Origin of the sequence: Rhodococcus sp. 05-2254-2 (assembly GCF_002259095.1) — a bacterium.
GTDB lineage: Bacteria > Actinomycetota > Actinomycetes > Mycobacteriales > Mycobacteriaceae > Rhodococcoides.
The window spans coordinates 297,057-321,587 of record NZ_NOZJ01000006.1; the positions used below are offsets into that span (position 1 = coordinate 297,057).

Below are 24,531 nucleotides of genomic sequence, written 5' to 3' on the forward strand. Positions count from 1 at the left end.
TCCCGATGCGGGCCACGCGGCCCGCATCGGGAAGCCCTACTCCCCGACCGGTTGTGGTTCGCCCGTCTGCTTCGGGGCGGGAATCAGCCGCGAGTACGCCAGACACACGAGCCCGAAGAACAGATAACCCAGGGCCACTTGCGGGTTGGCTGCCCACCCCACCTCGTGTGAGTGGATCAGACCGACCCACGACAGTGCCGCGGCCACCCCACCCGCTGCTGCGGCGGCGAGAAACCGTTTGTCGAGAACGAACGTGACGATGGTGCCCAACATCAGTCCGGCGAGTACCGCTCCCGATCCGAACGTCTTCAGCCCGTCGTAGACGACACCCGCCTGACCCAGTGCCTCACTGCCCACTTCGGTAGCCGATGTACCTGCCGCGCTGAGTGCGTTGTCGATCAGACCCACCGCCCACTCCGCGAGGTTGGGAAGCAGCGCCACCACCACCGCGATAGCGTGCAGCTTCGGCACCGACTGGAATGCCTGGGCACCGATCAGCAGTCCGATGTACAGCAGAATCGGAACGATCGCGGGAATCGGCAGCAACGTCGCCAGCAATCCGAACAACCCGAGAAAACACATCAACCCGATCGCGACGCCCGATGCGACCGAGTATCCGGTGCGGCCACCTGCGTCCTTCCAGCCGGGATGGCCGATGTAGACCGCGGGCGGGAACGGCGATCCGAACGCCGAGCCGACGACCGCACCGAAGCCGTCCGCGAGCAGCACACTGCGCAGGTTGTAGTTGTCTCCGGCAGCGGACGCGCTTTCGACGTTGCTCATCGCCTCGGTGAAGTTGTAGACCCCCAACGGAATTGCGGTGGCGAGCAGGGGTGCCAGGTTACCGAGACCGTCGAGCAGGAGATCGAGGCGCAGATCCGGAAGGCCGAGCGCGATATTGCTCGCCGCCTCGGTCACGTCCGGCACGGACATGTATCCGCCGATCCAGCCGATCGCCGTGCCCACCAGAAGCGCCGCGAGACCCACCGGAATGTTGCCGGGCAACTTCACGTCTGTGAAGAAGCCGATGAGAATGATTGCGAGAACGGGCAACCCGATCCAGGCGGCCTCCCACATCTGCGCGGCCGGGCGCATCGCGATGAACGTGATGGAGATGCCGGCCAACGTACCGAGCATTGCCGCGCGCGGGGTGATCCTGCGAATGTAGGGCCCGACGAACGCTCCGATCATGACGATGATGCCGATCATGAAGGCCCAGGCGAGTCCCGCCGCCCACGCCTGAACCGCGTCGCCCGTCGCCAGGTAGACCGGGAGCATGACCACGAACACGACGATGAACATGTGCGGCACGCTCGGACCGTAGGGTAGCGCAGTCACGTCGGTTCGGTTCTCGCGCTTGGCAAGTCGACGAGCGAGAACCATGTAGTACAAGTTTCCCAGGATCAGTGCGATTCCGAGAGCAGGCAGCAGCGTCCCGAGGACGTCGCTTCCTGGAATACCGACCACTGCGATGCTCAAGGTGGTCAGAGTGAGAACGTTGACGAGGATGTTGAAGCCGAGTCCGAAGAATGCGTTGGTGTCGCCTTTCGTCCACCACGAGAGGGTGAACGAGGGCGACGAGCCTGCAGCGGGTGAGTCTTTGACGTCCATGGTCATGTTCTGGTCCTATCGGCTCGCAGAAGTGGGAACGAACGCGACCAACGCGGCAACGACGTCCTCCGACGGCGCGGTCCACCCGAAAATCCCGCCTTGAGCCGAGATCATCTCGAGGCCCACTCGCTGGAACTCCGGGAAATACGAACCGACACAGTCCGTCACCACGAGGCATTCGTATCCTCGATCGTTGGCCTCCCGCACCGTGGTGTGCACACACACCTCCGTCGTCACACCGGTGACGAGCAGGGTGGTGATTCCGGCGCTCGTGAGAACCTCGGAGAGCTCGGTGGCGTAGAACGCCCCTTTGCCGGGCTTGTCGATGACGGTCTCGCCTTCGAGTGGTGCCAATTCGTCGACGATGTCGTGGCCGTACTCACCGCGAACGAGTATGCGGCCGAACGCTCCCCGATCTCCGATGCGCCGAGAGGGCGCGCCGCGGCGCAACTTGGCCGGCGGGCAGTCCGACAGGTCCGGCAGATGCCCCTCCCTGGTGTGGATCACCGGTATCCCGGCCTCCCTGGCCACCGCGATGAGACCCACGAGTGGTTCGATCACGGTTCGGAGCTGGCCTACATCGTTGCCGAGGCTCTCACCGAATCCCCCTGGAAGCAGAAAGTCCCTCTGCATGTCGATGACGAGCAGTGCCGTCGTCGACGCGTCGAGGGTGAACTCCGATGGCGACGCCGACGGTATCGAAACTACCGGTGTATGTGTTGAGGTCATGAGATCTCCTGTGCTGCAATGGAAGTGTCGTGAGCAGAACTGATCGCCCGGGAATATGCCCGCCAGCCACCGAACTCGCTGATGTCGTCGACGGTGTGTCCCTCCGCACCGGTCTGCACAGTGGCATCGCAGACGTAGCCGAGAACGTCGGAACCGTCGGCCAGCAGCACTCGTCCCAGAGCGAGTACCGCCGGCATTCTGCCCGCGAGTACCGCAAGAGAAGTGGCGGGCAGACGCCACCTCTCCACGTCGATTGCGCTGCCGCCGAATGGAACTCGCAACAGACCGGGTGTCGGATCGGCGGTTCCGATCCGAAGCAGTGTGTACGTCGGCGCGGTGCACGTGGCCTCGACCAGGGACCCGCCCAGCTCGACGAGCTGCGGGTTGGCGCGCTCTCCTGACAGATGGTGCCCGGCAACGACGATGTCGATGGTCCCGACCGCCGGCTCTCCGCCAGCGAGAGGCGGTGAGACGGTGCGCCCCTCTCCGAGCAACCGGGCCGCGACTGCGAGAATCGTATCGTCGGCCAGCGCAGGCCCGATCACCATGAGGCTGACCGGTCGACCGTCCTCGGTGAGCCCGGAGGGAACCGCTACGGCGGTCAGGTCGAGAAGGTTCCCGAAGTGGGTGTAGTGGCCGAGCTTCGTGTTGCACGCGATGGGGTCCGCGAGTACCTCGGGCACGGTGAAGGTGGTACCGATGGTCGGCACGATCATCACGTCCATCGATGTCCAGAGCTGCGCGACGCGAGCGCGAAGGTCTTGCAGCGTCTGCAGGGCACGGAAGGCATCGACGGCGTTGTACCGCCGTCCACCCAGGAATATCTCGCGGACGACCGGAACGATGGAATCGGGCTTGTCGGTGAGGAATTCGTCGAACTCGACCAGCCGCTCGGCAACCCACGGTCCCTGATACAGCAGCGATCCGGCATCGAGAAACGGAGTGAGATCGACTGCGGTGGTCCGTAATCCATGCTCGGGAAGCGACCGGCGCGCGACCGAATGTGCATCGAACATGGCTGCGTCGCCGAAAAAATCCAACTGCTGCAGGTCCGGTAGACCCACAGTGACCTCGTGCCCGTCGAACTTCTCTCCGCGGCGACGCGACCAGCCGTCCGCTGGATCCTCGGCGCACATGACGTCGAAGACGAGATCGAGATCCTCGACCGTCGTCGCCATCAGGGTGATGCAGTCCAGCGACTTGCACGCGGGGACGAGTCCGACGGTGCTGATCAGGCCGCGTGACGGTTTGTACCCGACGATGCCGTTGAGCGCTGCGGGCACTCGCCCCGATCCTGCGGTGTCGGTGGCCACGCAGAACGGCACCTGCCCGAGGGCGACGGCCAGTGCCGAACCGGAGCTGGACCCGCCCGAGATCATGTCGTTGCCGTAGACGCTCCGCGGAATCGGGTGCGGCGTGCGCGTTCCGTTCAGCCCGGTCGCGAACTGGTCGAGGCTGGTCTTGCCGACGAAGATGGCTCCGGCGTCGACCAACGCCTGCACTGCCGGGGCCGTCGAATCCGGCGTGTACGCGTAGTCGGGACAGGCGAGAGTGGTCGGGTATCCGGCCACGTCGATGCTGTCCTTGACGCCGAAGGGAATTCCGTACAGGGGTAGCGACACCGCATCGGGTCGCGCTTCCAGAGCCGCGGCGGCCGCGAGCAGTTCCGCACGGGCCACGATGGTGATCCACGTTCCGTCGTCGCCGCGCGCAGCCACGGCGGTCGAGAAGGCCTCCACCGTTGCCGTGGGAGTCGAGGCACCGGTTCGGTACGCCGCGAGCATCTCGGCAACGGTCGGGCCGAGTACCGGTCCAAGGTCTGAATTCATACCGTCGATTGTCGACAGTTTTCTGTTACTGCAGGTTGTTGCCGTGTTTCGAGTCTGTTAGGAAGTACTCTCGAGATGCAGGTAGGTCAGCTCGCCGTGCTGCTTCAACGCAGCGAGCGCCACCGACAGATCGTTCGATTCGATGGCGTCGAGCAACCACTCGTGACGCCGGATCCCGTCGACCGGATTGGCTACTCGGGCTTCTTCCCTGAGATTGCGGGCCATCGGTAGCTGCAACTTCAGCAGGATCGGGGCATACGCCACATCGAGTTGGCGACTGCCTGCCAACGCCACGATGGCTTCGTGGAAACGCCGGTGGGCGTCGTCCTTGCCGAGGGTGTCGCCCCGCGCATCGGCGTCACGCATCTCGTCGAGCGCCGTTCGTACCGGCGCGAACGCACCGTCGCGAGACGACGCGAGCGGGAGCGCGCGCTCGAGCGCATGCCGTTCGAGAACCTGACGCAGCTCGAAGAGTTCGAGAATGTCCACTGTCGACCACACCGTCACTCGAAACCCGCGACGTGGAAGATGTTCGACGAGACCCTGCTGAGCCAACAGGCGCAACGCCTCACGTACCGGTGCTCGGCTGATCCCGAGGCGCGCGCACAGGGTTTCCTCGACCACTCGGGATCCGGGCTCGAGCGCACCGCTGAGCACCTCGGATCGGACTTGGCGAGTCGCCATTTCGACAAGGCTGGGCGGCAAGGAGCCGTGTTCCGCCGGTGCAGCCATGCCGCCAGTGTACGAACATGTTCGGCGAATGGTGCGCATCCGAAGCATCGCCGAGTCGAATCCCGAGTGCTCGGGTATCCCCCAGCGTTAGGATGGTCGGTATATGTGGATTGGATGGATAGAATTCGACTTCCTTCTCGGAGACGTTCACTCACTCAAAGAGAAGCGCTCCGTGATCCGGCCGGTGATCTCCGAATTGCAACGTAAGTTCGCGGTGTCGGCCGCGGAGACCGATCATCGAGAGTTGCACAGACGAGCAGGTGTCGGCGCGTCAGTCGTAGCAGGCGATCGCGACCACGTCACCGAAGTTCTCGACCGAATCGAGCGCGTGGCGGCCTCACGTCCCGAGCTGCAACTCGTCTCCGTGCGGCGGCGCACCATCCGAAGCGACGACATCTGAGGCCTGCCCCGCCCGGTCATCGTCGTACGTCGAACACCTGCTTCTGAATTCCGTTGCCGTAGACCTCGTGTTCGACCAGTTCGAGATGCGTGGTGTCCTTGTCGGCCTCACTGAACAATCGTTTTCCCGCCCCGAGCAGGAGTGGAAAGACGAGCAGGTGGTACCGATCGACGAGTCCGGCGTCGGCGAGACTTCGCCCCAGAGTGGCGCTGCCGTGGATCGAAATCGGCCCACCATCGGAGTCCCTGAGCTCGGCAACGTCGTCGATACCGCGCAGAATGGTTGCCGGCCAGCGTGAGTCGTCCTGTTCGAGCGTTGTCGACACCACGTACCTCGGCATCGCGTTGTACCCGGCGAAATCGTCCATGGTGGGCCAGATCGGCGCAAATGCCTCGTACGAGGTGCGGCCCAACAGCAGCGCCGTGGCCTCTTCCTGCTCACGTCCTTTGATCTCGTACGCGGCCGGGTCGAACTCGATGCCCTGAAACGTCCACCCCGAGTTGCGATAACCCACCTCGCCGCCCGGTCCCTCCATGACGCCGTCGAGCGAAACGAACGCGGTCACGATCACAGTGCGCATGGACGGTCCTTACCGGTGCTGGGATGCGGGTGCCGGAATCGTAAACCATCCGCCCGCCGAATCCGTCGATACCATCGACCGATGATTGCCAGCGACATGTCCCGCCCGGCGTGGGACGACGACCCGGCCGTGTCCGGCTGGCCGGGCCTGCCCGCACTGGAGCGTGACGGCACCGCGGACGTCTGCGTCGTCGGCCTGGGAGGCTCGGGTCTGGCCGCTGTAACCGACCTCGTGGACCGTGGTCTCGATGTGGTCGGTATCGACGCAGGACGGATCGCTGCCGGTGCCGCGGGCCGCAACGGCGGATTCCTGCTCGGTGGTCCGGCGACTTTTCTGCACGCTGCGCTCGCAACCTGGGGCCCGTGTGCGGTGGATCTGTATCGAGCGACTCTGGCCGAGATCGACTCTCTGGAAGAGATTCTCGGATCCGACGTCGTCCGCCGTACCGGATCCATCAGGCTCGCGGGAGTGCCCGGCGCGCCGGTCGAGCTCGCTGATTCGGAGGATTGCGATGCGCTGGCACAGTGCCTGCGCGAGAACGACATTGCCGTCGAGCAGTATTCCGGCGAGTTGGGGCGCGGGATCTTCCTACCGGACGACGCGGTGATGAATCCTGCGCGTCGCGCGCTGGGGTTGGCGTCGATCCTCGCGGGCCGCGCCCGGTTGTACGAGAACACGCCCGCAACCGCCATCGAGCCAGGAGCAGTCACGACGCCGAGTGGGGTGATTCGGTGCGGCCTGGTTCTCGTTGCCGTCGACGGTCGGCTCGAACAGGTACTCCCCCAGCTCGACGGCCGGGTTCGGACCGCGCGTCTGCAGATGCTCGCCACCTCGCCCGTGACGCCGAGACGACTGCCCTGCCCCGTGTACGGACGATGGGGATACGACTACGCGCAGCAGGACGCGTCGGGACGGCTGTATGTCGGGGGCGGTCGTGACCTCTTCGTAGACGACGAGTGGACACCGTCCGACGAACCGACCGCCCAGGTGCAGGACTACATCGAATCTGTCGCGACATCGTTTGCAGGAGAATCTTTTTCGGTTGTTGCGCGTTGGGCTGCATCCGTGGGATTCACCGCGGACGGGCGCCCGCTGTGCACAGTCGTCGACGACACCGTGGTCGCATTCGGCGGCTACAACGGGACAGGCAATCTGGTCGGCCCGGTCACCGCTCGTGCCGCCGTTGCGCTCGGGCTCGACGGGATTGCAGTGCCGCAGTATCTGAGCAGCTGACGCATGGCAGTGTGGACCCATGGCCGAAGAACCGGAACGCACCGAGGACGGTCGCTACATCGTCATCAAGGGTCGACGTTGGCGCGCAACGGATCCTGACATCCCCGAGGATCGCAATGCCGAACTGCGGTCGATCCTGATGGCGTGGCGCAGGGAGGTCAAACGGACGTCGGGCGCACCGGAATCTCGGGCAGGGGTGCACGCCACCAAAGTCGCCCTCGGCGAGCGTGGAACGCCGTGGTGGGAACAGTCCGACGACGAACGACGAGCCCGCTGGGAATCGGAAGTATCGCGGCCTGCCGACACCTGACCCTCGCCAGATGGTTGCCATGATGGAAACTATCCAATACAGTTTCCACCATGGAAAGCATCGGAAGACCCACACCTGCCGAAGCACGGACAGCCCTCGACGACATCGACCGAGTTCAGCGCGCGGTACGAGACACTCCGTGGCCGATCTGGCTGTACCCGGTCAACGCGGTGCTGCTTGCCGTTTTCGCACTGACCGCCCTTCTCGACAGCCAGGCCGCGCCCCTGGGGGTCGCCGCGGTGATCATCGCGGTCAACGTCATCACCGGATATCGGATGGGGACGCCGTGGGCCCTACCCACCAACAGAGGCTTCCTCACCTGCGTGGCGCTCTCGGCGCTCTGCGTCGCACTGGCGCAGGCTGTCGGGAATCCCGGCGGACCGGCCTGGCCTGTGCTTCTGCTCGCCATCGCAGCTGCGTCGATCTACTCGATCGGATCGATCTTGCACTACCGCAGCACACGTCGATGACGAGCGATCTCGATCCCATCATTCATCCCGCACACCGGCTCCGAATCTGTGCCCTTCTGGCCGCGGCCACGACGGTGGAACTCTCGATCGTCAAGGAACACAGCGGGTTGAGCGCATCGGCGCTGAGCAAGCAGGTCGCCGCGCTGGTCGATGCGGGATACGTCGAGCAGCAGCGATCACGCACGGACTCGCGTCGACTGTGGTTGTCGTTGACGAAGGACGGTAGAACGGCGTATCGGCACCATGTGGCTGCACTCCGCACCATTCTGGCCGATACCGACGCCTCCATCTGATCTTCTGCGGTGACTTTCCGTCGTGGTGCGTGTCTACTGTTTCGACGGATGCCGTCGACGTAGTTCAGCCCGCTCGTTCAGCGAAGAAGGAGACTTCGATCATGTCCATTCTCAATCCCTACCTGTCGTTCCGAGACAATGCCCGCGAGGCAATGGAGTTCTATCGGTCGGTCTTCGGTGGCGAGCTGACCGTCACCACGCTCGGCGAGGCCAATGCCAGCGAGGATCCCGCCGACCAGGACAAGGTCATGCACGGCCAGCTGACCACCTCGAACGGCTTCACTCTGATGGGAGCCGACACGCCGTCGTCGATGGAGCACACCCCCGGCAACACCATGAGTGTCTCGCTCAGCGGCGACGAGGAGGACGAACTGACGGGCTACTGGAACAAGTTGGCCGTCGACGCGCAGTTCACCATGGGTCTCGAGAAAGCTCCGTGGGGCGACACGTTCGGAATGTTGACCGACAAGTTCGGTGTCCAGTGGATGGTCAACATCGCAGGATCCAACACTGGGAGCTGAGCGCCGACGCGGCCGCTCCTACACGACGACGGTCTTCGGCGGGATCACCTGTCGGAGACCTTCGGGCCCGCAGCCCCGATCGAGGGCCAGCAGCAACAGTACACAGCCGATACCGGACAGGACGAGCGCGGAACCGAACATCGCCGTGTAGCCGAACAGGTCTCCGACCACACCGGCGGCGATCCCGGCGGCACCCTGCGCGAAGACGATCGCGCACGCCATCAGCGTGTAATCGCTTCCCGCGAAGCGCTTCTCGGACGCGTCCATCATCAGCGCGAACACCGCCACGGTGGCCGCACCACCGAGCACATGTTCGGTGATGTTGGCGGTGACCAGAAGCGGAAAGCCGCCTACACCGAGGGACGCGACGACATACAGGGCAAGGCTCAGCGTTTGGCTCACTCCGCCCACCAGCAGGGCCCGACGACGTCCGTACCGAAACGCCAGCCATGCCCCGAGTGCGGCTCCTCCGACCGCAGCCACCGAAGACAGACCGCCCTCGACCAGCGCTATCTGGGGCAGCGACAGACCGCTGTCCGACAGGAACGGACCCACGAGGGCCGATCCCATCGAGTTGCCGAACTTGAACCCGATGATCAGCAGAATGAATGCAATCATTCCGGGTCTGCGAAGCCGCGACCACCAGGCACCGGCCAGCCGCCCCGGCCTCGGTCGCTCGGCGTGCGGATCGGAGTCCGCGTCGGCCGCGTCGAGTTGTCTGCGCATCCACCACACGGGGAGCGTCGTCAGCACGATCAGCAGTGCCATCGCAACGAACAGCGCGCGCCATCCGGCGAAGGTGAACAGCCACAACAGCAGTCCGCCACCGCACACCATGCCGATGCGGTAGGCACCGACCTGGAGTCCGTTGCCCAACCCGCGCTGCGCCGCGGTGAGCGTGCGCACCGCGATGCCGTCGGTCGCGATGTCCTGCGTCGCCGACAGAGCATTCATGACGAAGATCCCGACGAACAACCAGCGCAACGTCGAGGACAGATCGAGGAACGACAACGCCAGTGCCACCGCTGCGGCCGAACACTGCAGCGAGAGCAGCCACCGCCTCCTGGATCCATACCGATCGACGTACGGTGCCCAGAGGAACTTGAGCGCCCACGGCAGGAACAACACACCGGTTGCGCTGATCTTCACCAAGGAGAACCCCGACTCTCGGAGCACCACCGGCAAGGCCTGGGTGAAGAATCCGAACGGCACTCCCTGCGCGAAGTAGAGCGCACCCAGGAGAGTGAGGGTCCCGGCGGTGAACGACGCCGGGCGCACCGCGTTGGTCATGACGGCCATCGTGTCAGAGCGACGCCGACTCCGCTGAATGCGCTACCGGCTGGCGAAGGATGGTGCGCAGCTTCGCAGGTTCGACCCGGCGCGGATCGCTCAGGTAGATCTCGTGATGTCTGCCCGTCATCGTCAATCCAGAACTGGGGATGTATCGATGATGGAGCTCGTCGAGTACCGGTGTCTCGTCGTCGTAGGACCCGATGTGCAGCGTCTGTACGCACAGTCCCTCGTCGAGAGTCTCCAACCGAACCCTGCTCGACGCATCCGAGTTGCTCTTCGAGGCGGCGGTCGCCACTGCCGCCTCGAACATCGGACGGTCGATCCAGTCCGGCACCATGATCATGGCGGTCCAGTTCCACTCGCTCTTGTCCCTCTCGGTGGTGAACGACGTCATGTTCTCGGCCCACCACAGAGCCTCGAGCGGCGGGACGACGTAGTCCCGTTCGAGATCGTTCTTGCTCGCGAACTTGACTGCATAGGCCACGGGGTAGAGCGCCCCGATTGCTTCGGCATACTCCGGCGCGGTGTTCGGATCGCCGTGTCCGTCGAGCATCAGGTAGGTCAGCGGCGGAACGACAAGGGTACGAAAGATGTTGTGCCGTGCCGAATATGCGTCGAGCGTCTTCTTGAAATCGACCTTCATGACACCCGCTCCGGCACCGCCGTTCAGACGAGCCACGCGCGTTCGTCGTCGCTGAATCGGTTGACGGTGCCGCGGGTCGCAACCGCTCTGTCGTACATGGCCGCCAGCGCATCCAGCAGGGGCTTGTTCAGCGAATCGAGTGCATTCTGGCGTGCCACGATCTCGTCGAGGCGCTCGGCGAGTTCGGCCAGCACCGCCGACCGGTCGACCGTGGTGACGCGTCCGCCCTGGACAACGATCCGGCCCGCCACGATCACGATATCGATCGAGGAACCGTTCTCGGAATACACCAGTTGCCGGTCGAGCTTCTGCCGAGGCGTGAAAGCCATTGTGTCGAGATCGAAGATCACCAGGTCGGCCTGCATCCCCACCTCCACGGTGCCCACGGTGTCCTGAAGGAACGCACTGCGGGCCCCGCCGACGGTGCCTGCATGTAGTACCTCGTCCACCGTGGGCCAGGTGGTGAAGTCCGGGTTGGTCACCTTGTGCAGCAGCGCAGCAGCTTTCACGACGTCGAGCATGCGGGGAGAATCACTGCTCGAGCATCCGTCGGTTCCCAACCCGAGGTTCACGCCTGCGGTACGCAGGGCATGCCACGGGGCGATTCCCGATCCGAGCTTGAGATTCGAGATCGGATTGTGCGAAATCGACGTACCCGCCGTGGCGATCATCGACATGTCGTTGTCGGTCAGCCAAATGCCATGCGCCAGGGTGGTATTGGGCGACAGTGCGCCGATCCGACCCATGTATTCCACCAGGGAGCCGCCGTACATCTCCGTTCCCGTGACCAACTGAGTCTTGGTCTCGAGGACGTGAATATGGCATTCGGCGTCGAATTCGGCCGCCAACTGCGTGGCACCGACCAGAAGCTCCGCACCGCACCGTTGCGGTGCGGACGGCGCGACCATGTATCGCAGACGCCCGTTGCCTCGACCGTGATACTGCTCGAATGCTTTCCTGCTGAATGCGAGGTACTCCTGCGTGGTGGGAACCGGATGCGACCGAATCTCGGCCGTGACCTCCGGCGACAGATGATCGGCGATGAACGGCACAGTATCGACGAACGGTTTGCTGATCACGTGTCCGGAAATGTTCGCTCGGATGCCGATCTCCTCGTAGGCGTCGAACACCGCCGACAGTTGCGCCCAATCCTGAGTCGGGTTCTCGAGAACGTCGTCGACGATCGTCGTCACGCCCGCTTCGAGGGACTCGATTGCGAACAACGTGCTGCGCAGACGAACCAGATCGGGTTCGACGCGACTGTCGCCGAGGATCGGATACGCGATGGCCATCCACATCTCGAGGGGCATGTTGTCGTATCTGCCCTTGTAGAACGTCTCCCAGGAATGGGTGTGTGCGTTCACGAATCCCGGTGTCACCAGCCTGTCGCGGCCGTCGATGATCGTATCGCCGTCGCCGGGTTCGAGATCGGCAGCGATTGCAGTGACGACGTCGTTCTCGATCCGGATGCTGCGAACGATCGGTTCGGATCCGGTGGATGCGTCCATGGTGATGACGTGCGCGTTCCTGATGAAGATTCCCATGTTTCCTTCCTTGACTGCGCGGCGCGATGACGGCTACGAGCTATTCGACCGGCTGTGGTGTCGGAGCCTGCTCTTCGGGCTGTTGCTGACGAATCATCCACTGCCGATGAGATTTTCGGGCGAGAAGGTAGTAGGTCGATGCTGCAGCACTACTGCCGACGAGCCACGAGATGTCGAGACCGCCGAGCGCCTGCGAACCGAACCCCTGCAATGCCGGGACCATGCCGTTGAGAAACATCCAGGTGCCGAAAATTCCCACGGCGAACGCCGCGAGTGCACGCCAGTTGACGTCCTGCATCCTCGTCGAGCCCACGTCGTCGAACAGATGGCCGTAGCGGGTGCTGGCGCGCTCGAAGATGTAGTAGTGCACCAGCATGATCGCGCCCCACGTCGCCACCCAGCCCACCACACCCACGAGCCAGGCGTCGAGGGTCTGCGCCGCATCTTCCTGGAAGACGAAGAACACGCTCGCAGCCAGTGCGAGAACGCCGACGACAAGGTTCAAAGTGCGCCGACTCAACTTGATATCGAGGGCCTGCGCCGTCACACCGAAGCTGTAGACGTTGAGGACGTTCGTGGCGATGGGGCCGTGCAGAACCAACAGCAGCACCGGGATGGCGAGCGCACCGAAGTTCTCCACGATCAGCTTGCCCGGATCGACGGAACCGTTGGTGGTGGCCAACGTCGCGCCGAGCACACCGAGCCACACGACGGGGATCAACTGTCCCAGTGCACTGACCAGGTACAGCTTGCGTCGCGGAACACGCGTACTCACGAAGCGGGAGTAGTCGGCGGCGTAGGTCAACCACGTCAGTCCCCAGCCGATTCCGATGGCCGTCATCACAGCGGACATGGCGACGATGCGCTCGGTGCCGGCCAGCGCAACTCCGTCCGGACCGGAGTAACTCCAGTCGATGTCCAGGTGGAACCAGGCCACGATCGACATCAGAACCAGCACCACGACGGTCGGCGGAACGGTCCAGCGCTCGAATGCCGCGATCGCCCGGTATCCGGCCATGGAGATACCGACCTGAATCGCCATGATGACTGAGGCCACCGCGACCTTCCATCCGACGTTCGCGGCGTCCGGGTCGACCCAGCCGAGTTCGCCGAACAGTGCCATCACCAGGTCGAGGACGATCCAGGTGTTCACCGCGCACCAGCCGACGACCACCACGGCCTGGACGGCGGAGGGAACGTAGTTGCCTCGACGACCGAAGACCGAACGGCCCAACAGCATTCCGGTCGTTCCCGTTCGTTGTCCGAGTAGAACGAAGAATCCGAAGATCGCCATTCCGATGACGTTTCCGAGGACGAGCACCGTCAGGGTATCCGCCAGGCCGAGGCCCATGCTGATGCCGAGCGCGCCGAGCACCCAGTTGATCGGCGCGATGTTCGCACCCGCCCATATCCAGAACTGACCGGACAGCGCGGTGGTTCTCTGGCTCTCGGGAATCGGCTGGAGCGAATCCTCGACGTCGTGGGAATGTGTGGTCACCGTGAACTCCTCGGTATGCGGTCGACCGGCGGTTCGGTCGGCCTCGTGAGAAGCCTGCTGCCCGTGTGTTTCCCGAACCCTTACGCAATGTAAGCCACTCGTAACGGCGGGTGGACAGAATGTCACCTATGAATGTGCTCGACGCCTTCGATGACGTCTATCTTTCCGCGGCGCGACCCGAGCTCGTCGCGGGAAGGCGTTCTGCGTCGCGGTCTCTGCGGTGGGTTCATGCCAGCGAGCAACTCGACATCGCACCGCTCTTGCGCGGTGGGGAGCTGATTCTGATGGAGGGTGTGTACTTCGGCGGGTGTTCCGACGCCGATCTGGTGACGTACCTCGAGTCGATGAATGCCGCGGGAGTCGTCGGCATCGCGGTGGAGACGGGGGGAATTCTCGACGTCGTTCCGCCGCTTCTGGTCGAGCATGCCGAACGGATCGGCTTTCCGGTGGTGCATCTCCGACGCCGTGTGCCGTTCGTACAGGTATGCGAGAGCATCAACAGTCAACTTGCCGACTCCGCTCTGCGTCGGCTGCAGATGGCAAACCGTATGTCTCGGTTGCTGTCGGCCTCGATCGAAACGGACGGGGCGGTGGACGCCGTTCTCGATGTGCTCGGTGCCGAGACTCGGTCGTCGGTGACGCTGCATTCGGCGTCGGGAGATCTGATCGGGCAATCCGGACTCGTCACCGAGCCATCCGATTTCACCTCGTTCGAGGTGCCCGTCACCAGTGGTGGTCGGGACGTCGCGGTGTTGACCGTGGCTCCTGGACCCGATGCCGACATCTATTCGATAAACGCCGGACTGGAGAGAGCTCCGGAAATTCTGTCGATCGCGTTGCTCAGTTCACGCCCGGCCAGGGTGGAAGACCGACTGCGTACCCGCTTCTTCTCACTGTTGTCGGCGACGAATTACCCCGCCTCCGATGTCACCGATCACCTCGACGGCGTCGCCGAGCGCATGGGTATGCCCGAACACGACGCCTACCTGACGGTGTCGGTCGAATTCGACCACGACCCGGCTGCCGGCACGTGGCAGCGCACAGTGGGGTCGGTGTCGCCGCACAACTGGTGCGAGAAGATCGGCGACCGACACGTCGCTGTTCTCGGTTTCGCCGGTCAGGAGATGCTCGATGCCCGACGGCCGGTTCTGCTGTCGATGTTGCAGACGACGCAGTTGCGTATCAGGCGAGCCGGTGTCGGTCCGGGAGCCTCCGATCGCCACGGTCTGCGCCGGTGTTTCGACACCGCCACAGCAGTGCTCGCGCTGGACCTCGGCCCTCACGACCGCATCCGCGATGCCCGCAATTTCGCACTTGCCCTACTGGTGGAGTCGATGTCGGGGAAATCCACGGTCGAGAAGTTCGTCCACGATCAGATCGGACCGTTGCTCGCCCACGATCGGGAGCGGCACGGAGAGTTGTACGTGACCCTGCTGGCCTACATCACCCATTGGGGTAGCAAGACCGAGACCGCGAAAAGCCTTCGGATACAGAGGCAGACGCTCTATCAACGGCTCGACAGGCTGTTCGACGTTCTCGGTCCACTACCGGCAGGCTCCCCCCGATTCCCGGGGATCGCCACTGCGGTGTTTCTCGAACAGGCCCGCCGCCAGGGCTGTACCGTCCCCGGCGGCTGACCCGTCGACCGATCCTTCTCACACCTCGGCGTCGACCTTGTCCGGCTCGCCTCGACGCATCGCCAGGTACTCGGAGAGTTCGCGTTTGACCACGGGCAACAGCAGGTACAGGCCGGTGATGTTCACCAATGCCAGCAGGAACAAGGTGGCGTCGGCGAAATCGAGCACCGAGCCGAGGGACAGTACGGTTCCGATGACGGTGAACATGCAGAACATCACGTTGAAGAAGGTCCGCGAGAAGCGGCTGCGTCCGAACAACGACGTCCACGCCTGCAGTCCGTAGTAGGCCCAGGTGATTGCGGTCGAGAGCGCGAACAGAGCTACCGCGAGAGTCAACACGTACGGGAACCACGGGAGCACGGTCTCGAAGGCGTCGGAGGTGAGGGTGACACCGCCGGCGGGAAGCTCACCGGTTTCGGCGACGATCGCGCGCTGATCCTGCCAGGTGACGGTGTTGGCGATCACGATGGTCAGTGCGGTCGCGGTACAGATGACAACCGTGTCGATGAAGGGCTCGAGCATGGCCACGAAGCCCTCGGTGACCGGATGCCTGGTCTTGACGGCCGAGTGCGCGATGGCCGCCGAACCCAGTCCTGCCTCGTTCGAGAACGCGGCGCGCTGGAATCCGATGATCATGACGCCGAGTACGCCGCCGGCCACACCCTCGGGCGAGAACGCACCTTCGAAGATCGCCGTGAACGCCGTGGGGACGGAACGGAAGTTGACGGCGATGACGACGCCGCACGCGACGATGTAGATCAGCGCCATCGTCGGCACGAGCTTGGCGGTCACCGCCGAGATCGACTTCATGCCGCCGATGATGACCAGTCCGATGATCAGCGCGACGACTATGCCGAACACTGCTTTGGCTCCGTCGGAAGCGAGGAATCCATCGTCACCGCCGGTGACGGAGCGGACCTGCGCGTACGTCTGGTTGGCCTGGAACATGTTGCCGCCGCTGATGGCGAAGAACGTGATGACGATGGCGTAGAAGACGGCCATGACCTTGCCGACCTTGGCCAGTCCTCGCTCTGCGAGACCCTTGGTCAGGTATTTCATGGGTCCGCCGGAGACGGTGCCGTCCTCGTTGATGTCTCGGTACTTCACGCCGAGCGTGCACTCGACGAACTTCGATGCCATGCCCAGCAAGCCGGCGAGGATCATCCAGAGGGTGGCACCGGGTCCACCGAGTGTCACGGCGACCGCGACACCGGCGATGTTGCCGAGACCGACTGTTCCGGACACCGCGGCGGTGAGAGCTCTGAAGTGGCTGACTTCGCCGGGCGCGTCCGCCTCGTCCTCCTTGCCGCTGACGAGAATCAACGCACGCTTGATTCCGCGGACCTGGATGAACTTGAACGCCACTGTGAAGACGACGGCACCGACGATGAGCCAGAGGACGATCAGTGGAACAGCGGCTCCGCCGATGTTCACGGTGAAGAAGACGAGATTCGACACGGCAGCGGAGATCGGATCGAAGGCATTGTTGATCGCCGTCTCGATGGAGCTGATCGTGCCTCCGTCCGCGGCCAGTAAATCGGTTGCGAGGGGGTGAGAGCTCATGGCTTCGAGTGAACAGCACGTTGACCGCAGAAGACGCCATTTACCGAATTTCGAGCAATAATTTACGCGATCTTGACGAGACGCCCGCGGGCTCAGACCGCAGATCTGGCCGGTATTCGTCTCAAAAGCACTGTTGCAGCATCCAGTACGACATGACGGTCGTAGGTCAGGCGGTAGTCGTACATGGGGGTGCCGTCCTCGGCCGTGCCTCGCTCCACCGCAATGAGCGCCACACTCGACATCGGAGCAAGAATCACGATCGAACGCTCCAGCGCCAACGGTTCGTCCGCGCCCACCACCACAGCACGGAAGCTGGGCGCAGGCGGCGCGGCATGCGAGTCGAAGACAGCCGTCAGCGCGGTCCGGGTGGCGAGGTCCTCGAACATCGCCTCGCGTGCAGGCGTCAGGCCGGTGGACGCGCTCACCGTCGCCAGTACGACGGTCGAGGAACCGGTGCCGTATGCACTGTGCAGCAAACTGTTCTCGATGGCGTCGAGCAGTGTGGAATCCGCGTGCCTGCGGGCGCCGAGCGAATGGGTGAGCCCGTACGGCGTGACCGCCACCGGGGCGCGCACGGTGACCGTTCCATCCAGGTCGAGCGAACGGACGGGTTCGGGTACCTCACCGAAATCCGGGAGAGGGGCCGGTGTGCCGTAGAGGTATCCTTGCCCCAGAACGGCCCCCATCGCGCGCGCATAGCTCTCGTGCCGCTCGGTTTCGATCCCCTCGGCCAGGACCAGGGCACCGGTACGTTCGGCCTCGGCGGCAACGGCAGCGACGATGGCGGCGGTCTCGTTGCTCGAACGCCCCTGCACCAGAGCCATGTCGAGCTTGATCACGTCGGGACGCAGCAGCGGGATCAGCGCCAGGCTGGAGGAATCTGCCCCGACATCGTCGATGGCGACTCGCCACCCCAGGTTTCTGGCGTGCTCGGCCGCCCTCAGCAGACCCGCCGGATCACCCATCAGATCACGCTCGGTGATCTCGACGATGATCGACAGCCGCGACGCGTCGGCGAGCATCGGTAGGTAGTCCCGAGGAGGAGGTGCATCGAGGGCAACAGGTTCGGCATTGACGAACAGCGCGAGCTGATCGGGATAGCCGGACTCGACGGCACCGCGGAGCGCGCTGAGTCTGCACCGCCAATCGAAATCGGCGGTGACGCCCTGCGCGCGTGCCACCCCCAACAGTTCCGGTGGCGGGATCGGCGGACCTTCTCCGCAGGTCCGCACCAACGCTTCGTACCCTACGACGGCGCGCCCGTCGAGCAAGACGATCGGCTGATAGACCGACGTGATGTCGATCGACACCGGCGAAATTGCGGCACTCGTCGAGCCTCGACACATGGGTGGACCCTCCCTCGATACTGATCGATCGGTCCCCACCCGGGTCATCATCTTGCCCGACTGCACCGTGATGTCCACAGCCGACTGCGGTCTGCACGTCGATCGACTGGTTATAAGGTGCTCGAAGGACTCGACGAACGGCGGTGACGACAGTGGGAGCGGACTCTCGCCCTCGTGCCCCTCACGACCGCCTCTTCGCGGATCGATACCGACTGGGCACCGTGTTGGGACGCGGCGCAATGGCCGACGTCGTGCACGCCGACGACGACGTTCTCGGCCGGTCCGTAGCGGTGAAGATATTTCGCCACGGTGAGCCGCCGGACTCTGCACAGCGCATCGATGCAGAAATTCGTACTCTCGCGTCGCTGTCGCACCCGGGTCTGGTGACGCTGTACGACGCGGGCACTGCACTCGACGACAGCGGGATGCCGGTTCCGTACCTGGTGATGGAGCTGATCGACGGTCCGACTCTGAGTGCGTATCGCCGGAGCCGATCGATGAACGCCGCACACGTCGCGCGGATCGGTTACGAGTTGGCGGAAGCTCTCGCCTACATTCACGACCGGGGTGTGGTCCATCGGGACATCAAGCCGGCCAACATTCTCGTCGCGCAGGCACCGGACGTGGGCGTGGGGCAATGCGCCAAACTTGCCGATTTCGGCATCGCCCGTATCGTCGACGCCGAACGACTCACCGAGCACGGCACCACAGTCGGTACTGCGCACTACCTCAGCCCGGAGCAGGCAACGGGTACGTCTGCCGGCCCGCCGACGGACATCTATACGCTGGGTCTCGTTCTCATCGAATGCCTGAGCGGCACAATGGTATTCGAGGGAAGCGCCGTGGCAGCAGCGGTGGCGCGCCTGCACCGCGATCCCGACGTCCCCGAGGGGCTCGGACCGGACTGGCACGCGCTGTTGACGGAGATGACAGCCAGACGCCCGGAGGATCGACCGGACGCAGCTGCAGTTGCCCACCGACTGCGCGCGCTCTCGCGCAGCACGACACCTCTTGCTCACACTGCCGTGATGCCCGTCGAACCCATCGACAGGGCTGCGCCCACAACATTTCCAGCGTCGGCTACGGCCGAATCTCCCCGCCGACGATGGATGATCCCGGCGGCAGCGGCTCTGTTCGTTTCGCTGGGCGCGGCGATCGTCTGGGTCGCAGTGGGCACGGGTGATGAGCCGGAGCCCATGTCACCTGCGACACCGACTCCGACAGTCGTGGAGTCGCCGACCGTTGCGGCCACAACACCTGCACCTGAGCCCGCACCGGCGACCTCGATCCCGGTCGTCTCGAACCCGCCCGAGCCTGCACTCGTCCCCACATCGAATCCGGATCCGATCGAACCGGCCGCGCCTGCACCGCTACCGCCGGGAAACGGCAACGGAAAACCGGGGAACGGCAATTCGGGAAACGGCAACGGCACCAGTGGGAACGGCAATTCAGGAAACGGCAACAGCGGGAATGGAAACGGCAATTCCGGCCGAGGGAACTGACCCCACGGCCGTCCGAGGACAGGAGTGACGGTGACACACGTCGATACCCTCGTGGTCGGGGCAGGTATTTCCGGCTTGGTCGTTGCGAGACTCCTGCATCGTGCCGGTCAGCGAGTCGTCGTTCTCGAGGCCAGAGACCGCGTGGGCGGTCGGGTCTGGACGATGCGGACCGCCGACGGCATCCTCGATGTCGGCGCGTCCTGGATTCACGGAACGGACAACAACCCTCTCGCCGATGCCGTAGACGCCTTCGGAATGCGGACAGTCGAGTTCACCGTCGGTAGCTACCAACCCGACGGCAGGCCCATCGCGTACTACTCCCCCACCGGGACCAGGTTGAGCGACGAGTCCGCCGCGCAGTTCGGCGCCGACGTTCACCACTTCGACGAACTGTTCGCCGCAACGGTTGCGACGTCGTCCCCGGGAACGTCGTTCGGAGACGCAGTGGAAGCAACTCTGACGCAACTGGATTGGAACATCGACCGACTCGAACGAGTTCGCGAGTTCCTCGGACATCGAGCCGAGGAACAGTTGGGAGTAGGAAAAGACCTCCTCGACGCGCACGGTTTGGACGACGACGCCATCGAGGGCGACGAAGTCGTGTTCCCCGACGGTTACGACGAGCTGGCGGTTCGATTGGCCGTGGGGCTCGACGTCCGGCTCGAACACGTGGTGAGGCAGGTCCGTTGGGGTCGAGACGGAGTTGGGGTCGACACCGGATCCGGGACGTTCTCGGCCGAGCGCACTGTGGTGACGGTGCCGATCGGAGTACTGAAGTCGCCGACGTTCACCGTGGAACCGCCTCTACCGGAACCTGTTTCGGGTGCACTCGAACGACTCGAGATGAATGCCTTCGAGAAAGTGTTCCTGCGGTTCCCCACCAAGTTCTGGGACGAGAACGCCTATGCCGTTCGGCAGCAGGGCGAAGCCGGGCGCTGGTGGCACTCCTGGTACGACGTGACCATGCCCCAGGGACGTCCGACGCTTCTGACGTTCGCAGCGGGTACCTGTGCGCAGCAGACTCGGCACTGGTCGGACGCGCGCATCGCGGACTCGGTTCTCGAGGCGCTGCGTGGCCTGTACGGCGACCGGGTCGTTGCACCGGACCGCGTGTATGTCACTCGCTGGCAGGACGATCCGTTCTCGTACGGTTCGTACTCGTACATGACGGTGGGTTCACGTACGCGCGATCACGACGACCTCGCCACTCCGATCGCAAACGTGCTTCACCTCGCCGGTGAGGCGACATGGACCGAAGATCCGGCAACGGTCACAGCGGCGTTGAAGTCGGGACACCGTGCAGCAGAACGTATTTTGGGCCGGTCGATACCGTTCGACGACATCTGGGGCACCACGGAGCACCGACAGTAGGTTCCGAACTCACCCCGCGCGTCTGTAGTTGGGTGCAAACTTTCGACCATCTGCGAGTAATGTGCTGTCGACGCACCCACACACCGAGCACTCCAGGATGGCACCGTGGATACCGTCAGTTCAGTGATCGACTTCTTGGCAGATCGTCTCTACAGCGTCTTCCTGATCTACTTGTTGATCGGCGTCGGACTGTACTTCACCGTTCGCACCAAATTCGTTCAGATTCGGCTTCTTCCGTCGATGTTCAAGGCCATCGGTGGATCTCGGTCGGACGCCGAGGGCGGCATCTCGGCGTTCCAGGCCTTCTGTGTCGGTCTGGCGTCCCGAGTGGGTACGGGAAACATCGCAGGAGTCGCCATCGCGATCACTCTCGGCGGACCGGGAGCCATCTTCTGGATGTGGCTGGTCGCGGTGGTCGGCATGGCGACGGCGTTCATCGAGGCGACTCTGGCGCAGATGTACAAGGTGCGCAATCCCGACGGGAGCTTCCGAGGCGGTCCCGCCTACTACATCCAATTGGGTCTGGGTTCGCGTCGATGGGGAATCGTCTTCGCGTGCCTGCTGATCTTCGCTTTCGGCTTCGCGTTCAACATGGTTCAGGCGAACACCATCACCGAATCGTTCTCGTCCACGATGAACATCGATGCCGGGTGGATCGCGGTGTTCCTGGTGGTGCTGTCTGCGCCGATTCTCTTCGGTGGTGTCCGGCGAATCGCGCGGGTGGCCGAGTACCTGCTCCCCGTCATGGCTCTGGTGTACGTCTTGCTCGCACTGGTGATCGTGGCGATGAACATCGGCGAGATCCCGACGGTCTTCGGTCAGATCGTCTCCAGCGCATTCGGTTTGAACGAGGCGATCGGCGGCACGACGGGTGGAATCCTGGCCGCCATGCTTAACGGCGTCAAGCGCGGACTGTTCTCCAACGAGGCAGGCATGGGCAGCGCGCCCAACGCCGCAGCGACCGCGACGGTGTCCCATCCGGTGAAGCAGGGTCTGATCCAGTCGCTCGGAGTCTTCTTCGACACCATCGTCATCTGCAGTGCGACAGCGTTCATCATCCTGGTCTCGGGCGTGTACGACATCAGCAACCCGAGCGGAGTGGCGGGCGCGGTTCTGACTCAGGACTCGATCTCAGCTCAGCTGGGCACGTGGACCACGATTCCGATGACACTGTTGATCTTCACGTTCGCGTTCTCCTCGATCCTGGGCAACTATTCGTACGCCGAGATCAACCTCAATTTCCTCGGAGTCGAGGGCAAACTGCTGAACCTGTTGCGCACCATCGTCCTTGCAGCCATCGGCTTCGGCTCCCTGTCCGCGCTGACGACGGTATGGGCACTCGCGGACGTCGCCATGGCGGCCATGGCAACTGTGAACCTGGTAGCCATTGCGCTGCTGGGCAAATGGGCCTTCGGTGCGCTGGCGGACTTCGAGGCGATGCGGCGCGACGGTCGCGACGACAAATTCGTCGGACGCGGAAACAGTCATCTGCCGGGCGACCTACCCGGCGACGTGTGGGATCCGGTGCTCGACAACGATCCGGCGGCGAACAAGCCCGACGTCGCGCGGTAAGCGAGGCGGCCGTCGCCGCTGTTCGATTCGGACCTTCCGGACAATTCACGCGTTAGGGTGATGAAACGTCCACACCGAGGAGGTTCCATGACACAGGTCGGCGACGACGAGAAGGCCGGGCGCGCATCCGAAGGCCACGACTTCGACGAAGTGGATCGGAGATCGGCCGGAGAACGCGAAGACGAAGTGCAGCCCGGTCGCCGCAAGCGGCAATGGGTCGGACTCGGCGCAGGCGTTCTGTTGGCACTTGTCGTCTATCTGGTTCTCCCGGAGGACGTGGCGCACCCGGCACGGCTGACCGCAGCCACCGCGGTATTGATGGGCATCTGGTGGATGACCGAGGCGGTGCCCATCCCGGCGACCGCACTGCTACCCCTCGTCATCTTTCCGGTATTCGATTCCGGCGTCGTCGTCAACGACGTCGGTGCCTCGTACGGCAACAACATCATCTTTCTGTTCATGGGCGGCTTCCTCCTGGCGCTGGCCATGCAACGGTGGAATCTGCATCGCCGTATCGCGCTGCTGACGGTCAACGCCATGGGCACCAAACCGACCATGGTGATCGCCGGGTTCATGATCGCGACCGGCTTTCTGTCGATGTGGGTTTCCAACACGGCCACCGCTGTGATGATGATTCCGATCGGTGTCTCGGTCCTCGTTCTGGTTCTCGACATCGGCAGGAAGGCCGGAGCTGTACCCGGCTCCGACGGTGAAACGAGCCCGGACGCCGAGACCATCACGCAGGCGGTCATCAAGAGCAACTTCGGCACCGCTCTGATGCTCGGTATCGCCTATGCGGCATCGATCGGCTCACTCGGAACGATCATCGGCACCCCGCCCAACACCTTGCTGGTCGGCTACCTGGAGGGTCAGGGAATCACCATCGGATTCCTCCAGTGGATGATCGCCGGCGTTCCGCTCGCGGCGATCCTGCTCGTGATCGCCTGGTTCCTGTTGACCCACGTGATGTTCAAGCCGGAGATCGACGACATACCCGGCGGCAAACAGCTGATCAGAGGTGAACTGGACGCCCTGGGCAGGATGTCGCAGGGAGAGATTCGGGTCGCGATCATCTTCTGCCTGGCGGCCGCTTCCTGGGTGGGGGTTCCGTTGCTCTTCGACAGCCCGCCGATATCCGACACCGGAATCGCCATGACCGCAGCTCTCCTGCTGTTCCTGCTTCCCAGCGGCAGCAAGAAGGGTGTGCGTCTGATCGATTGGGAGACCGCCGTCAAACTCCCGTGGGGCGTGCTGTTGTTGTTCGGCGGCGGGCTCGCCCTGTCGGCACAGTTCGAGTCCAGCGGCCTGACGGAGTGGATAGGTAGCGTCGCGGGCGGTCTCGACACGATTCCAGTGGTCATGTTGGTCGTCGTCGCCACGGCCGCGATCATCTTCCTGACCGAGATCACCAGCAATACCGCGACGGCGGCGACTTTCCTCCCGGTAGCAGGGGGCGTCGCGATGGGCATGAACATCGACATTCTGGTCCTGACCGTCCCCGTAGCGCTGGCAGCGACCTGTGCGTTCATGCTGCCGGTCGCGACTCCACCGAATGCGGTGTCCTATGCCAGTGGATACATCACGATCGGCCAGATGATGCGTGGTGGTTTCTGGCTTAATCTGATCGCCATCTCGTTGATCACCATTGCCGCGTACACGGTGTTCGCGTGGTCGCTGGGCATCCAGTTCTGACGCGCTGGACAGGGAAAATCCACGATCGAAGACCGACTTCGGCTGATTTCGCCCAGACAAGCGTGCTTCGGGTTTACGATGGCGACTTCATCCAGGCGGATGACCCGTTCCAGGTGCGCGCCGCCATCCCCTGGTCGGTGTTGAGTCGGCGTCCCTGCCGGC

22 protein-coding genes are annotated in these 24,531 nt (G+C 63.8%); 11 read left to right on the forward strand and 11 right to left on the reverse strand.

From position 1 onward, the window contains the following. Positions 1-36: 36 nt before the first annotated feature. Genes CH283_RS09040 through CH283_RS09055 form a run of 4 tightly spaced genes read right to left on the reverse strand, consistent with a single transcriptional unit; the run spans position 37 to position 4,901 of the window. Entirely contained in the window at positions 37-1,617 is a 1,581-nt protein-coding gene (locus tag CH283_RS09040) for a regulator (protein WP_068047443.1), read from the reverse strand. A gap of 9 nt (positions 1,618-1,626) precedes the next feature. Then, entirely contained in the window at positions 1,627-2,340 is a 714-nt protein-coding gene (locus CH283_RS09045) for a cysteine hydrolase family protein (protein ID WP_068047446.1), read from the reverse strand. Further along, on the reverse strand, positions 2,337-4,169 hold the full coding sequence (atzF, locus tag CH283_RS09050; protein WP_094641707.1) for an allophanate hydrolase: 1,833 nt from the start codon (positions 4,167-4,169) through the stop codon (positions 2,337-2,339). The genes CH283_RS09045 and atzF overlap by 4 nt, the downstream gene beginning before the upstream one ends. A gap of 57 nt (positions 4,170-4,226) precedes the next feature. Beyond that, positions 4,227-4,901 carry a GntR family transcriptional regulator gene (locus CH283_RS09055; protein WP_094642344.1) on the reverse strand — a complete coding sequence of 225 codons (675 nt, stop codon included), beginning with the start codon at positions 4,899-4,901 and terminating at the stop codon, positions 4,227-4,229. Between the two features lie 103 nt (positions 4,902-5,004). Here CH283_RS09055 and CH283_RS09060 point away from each other — a divergent pair, with 103 nt between their 5' ends. Next, a complete protein-coding gene (locus CH283_RS09060) occupies positions 5,005-5,301 on the forward strand; it encodes a DUF503 domain-containing protein (protein WP_068047452.1) in 297 nt (98 codons plus the stop codon). 16 nt (positions 5,302-5,317) lie between these two features. Here CH283_RS09060 and CH283_RS09065 read toward each other — a convergent pair whose 3' ends face one another. After that, the gene (locus tag CH283_RS09065) at positions 5,318-5,881 is read right to left on the reverse strand and encodes a dihydrofolate reductase family protein (RefSeq protein ID WP_068047455.1); all 564 of its coding nucleotides are present in this window, start codon (positions 5,879-5,881) and stop codon (positions 5,318-5,320) included. Positions 5,882-5,962: 81 nt separating this feature from the next. Here CH283_RS09065 and CH283_RS09070 point away from each other — a divergent pair, with 81 nt between their 5' ends. The 5 genes from CH283_RS09070 to CH283_RS09090 all read left to right on the forward strand — a co-directional run bounded on the left by CH283_RS09070 (position 5,963) and on the right by CH283_RS09090 (position 8,708). Next, a complete protein-coding gene (locus tag CH283_RS09070; protein WP_094641705.1) occupies positions 5,963-7,114 on the forward strand; it encodes an NAD(P)/FAD-dependent oxidoreductase in 1,152 nt (383 codons plus the stop codon). 19 nt (positions 7,115-7,133) lie between these two features. Further along, positions 7,134-7,424, forward strand: coding sequence for a hypothetical protein (locus CH283_RS09075; RefSeq protein WP_068047475.1), 291 nt, complete (start codon positions 7,134-7,136; stop codon positions 7,422-7,424). Positions 7,425-7,474: 50 nt separating this feature from the next. Continuing rightward, positions 7,475-7,894 (forward strand): hypothetical protein, encoded by a 420-nt coding sequence (locus tag CH283_RS09080; protein WP_068282459.1) that lies wholly within the window; start codon positions 7,475-7,477, stop codon positions 7,892-7,894. Continuing rightward, a complete protein-coding gene (locus tag CH283_RS09085) occupies positions 7,891-8,187 on the forward strand; it encodes a transcriptional regulator (protein ID WP_068282462.1) in 297 nt (98 codons plus the stop codon). Before CH283_RS09080 ends, CH283_RS09085 begins: the two co-directional genes overlap by 4 nt. Positions 8,188-8,285: 98 nt before the next feature. Beyond that, the gene (locus CH283_RS09090; RefSeq protein ID WP_068047305.1) at positions 8,286-8,708 is read left to right on the forward strand and encodes a VOC family protein; all 423 of its coding nucleotides are present in this window, start codon (positions 8,286-8,288) and stop codon (positions 8,706-8,708) included. 18 nt (positions 8,709-8,726) lie between these two features. On the opposite strand, the gene CH283_RS09095 is transcribed toward CH283_RS09090, so the two are convergent. From CH283_RS09095 to CH283_RS09110, 4 genes are read right to left on the reverse strand one after another with little or no spacing between them, the layout of a single operon-like run. After that, positions 8,727-9,998: an MFS transporter gene (locus tag CH283_RS09095; protein WP_094642343.1), complete on the reverse strand. Its 1,272-nt coding sequence runs from the start codon at positions 9,996-9,998 to the stop codon at positions 8,727-8,729. Between the two features lie 13 nt (positions 9,999-10,011). Further along, entirely contained in the window at positions 10,012-10,644 is a 633-nt protein-coding gene (locus CH283_RS09100; protein WP_094642342.1) for a GyrI-like domain-containing protein, read from the reverse strand. Positions 10,645-10,667: 23 nt separating this feature from the next. After that, positions 10,668-12,188 (reverse strand): amidohydrolase family protein, encoded by a 1,521-nt coding sequence (locus tag CH283_RS09105; RefSeq protein WP_094641703.1) that lies wholly within the window; start codon positions 12,186-12,188, stop codon positions 10,668-10,670. Positions 12,189-12,228: 40 nt separating this feature from the next. Continuing rightward, a complete protein-coding gene (locus tag CH283_RS09110) occupies positions 12,229-13,686 on the reverse strand; it encodes a purine-cytosine permease family protein (protein WP_094641701.1) in 1,458 nt (485 codons plus the stop codon). Between the two features lie 128 nt (positions 13,687-13,814). Here CH283_RS09110 and CH283_RS09115 point away from each other — a divergent pair, with 128 nt between their 5' ends. After that, the gene (locus tag CH283_RS09115) at positions 13,815-15,323 is read left to right on the forward strand and encodes a PucR family transcriptional regulator (protein ID WP_176460521.1); all 1,509 of its coding nucleotides are present in this window, start codon (positions 13,815-13,817) and stop codon (positions 15,321-15,323) included. Between the two features lie 18 nt (positions 15,324-15,341). Here the strand turns inward: CH283_RS09115 and CH283_RS09120 are convergent, their stop codons facing one another. Further along, positions 15,342-16,886, reverse strand: coding sequence for an alanine/glycine:cation symporter family protein (locus CH283_RS09120; RefSeq protein WP_094641697.1), 1,545 nt, complete (start codon positions 16,884-16,886; stop codon positions 15,342-15,344). 92 nt (positions 16,887-16,978) lie between these two features. Continuing rightward, positions 16,979-18,196 (reverse strand): EAL domain-containing protein, encoded by a 1,218-nt coding sequence (locus CH283_RS09125; RefSeq protein WP_255183152.1) that lies wholly within the window; start codon positions 18,194-18,196, stop codon positions 16,979-16,981. A gap of 179 nt (positions 18,197-18,375) precedes the next feature. Between CH283_RS09125 and CH283_RS09130 the strand changes: the two genes are divergently transcribed. The 4 genes from CH283_RS09130 (at position 18,376) to CH283_RS09145 (ending at position 24,369) form a co-directional block, all read left to right on the forward strand. Then, positions 18,376-19,734, forward strand: a complete 1,359-nt coding sequence (locus CH283_RS09130; RefSeq protein WP_255183153.1) for a serine/threonine-protein kinase — start codon at positions 18,376-18,378, stop codon at positions 19,732-19,734. 30 nt (positions 19,735-19,764) lie between these two features. After that, the gene (locus CH283_RS09135; protein ID WP_094642340.1) at positions 19,765-21,105 is read left to right on the forward strand and encodes a flavin monoamine oxidase family protein; all 1,341 of its coding nucleotides are present in this window, start codon (positions 19,765-19,767) and stop codon (positions 21,103-21,105) included. 123 nt (positions 21,106-21,228) lie between these two features. Next, positions 21,229-22,677, forward strand: a complete 1,449-nt coding sequence (locus CH283_RS09140; RefSeq protein WP_255183154.1) for an alanine/glycine:cation symporter family protein — start codon at positions 21,229-21,231, stop codon at positions 22,675-22,677. Positions 22,678-22,764: 87 nt separating this feature from the next. Beyond that, the gene (locus CH283_RS09145; RefSeq protein WP_094642339.1) at positions 22,765-24,369 is read left to right on the forward strand and encodes an SLC13 family permease; all 1,605 of its coding nucleotides are present in this window, start codon (positions 22,765-22,767) and stop codon (positions 24,367-24,369) included. Positions 24,370-24,531: the final 162 nt, after the last annotated feature.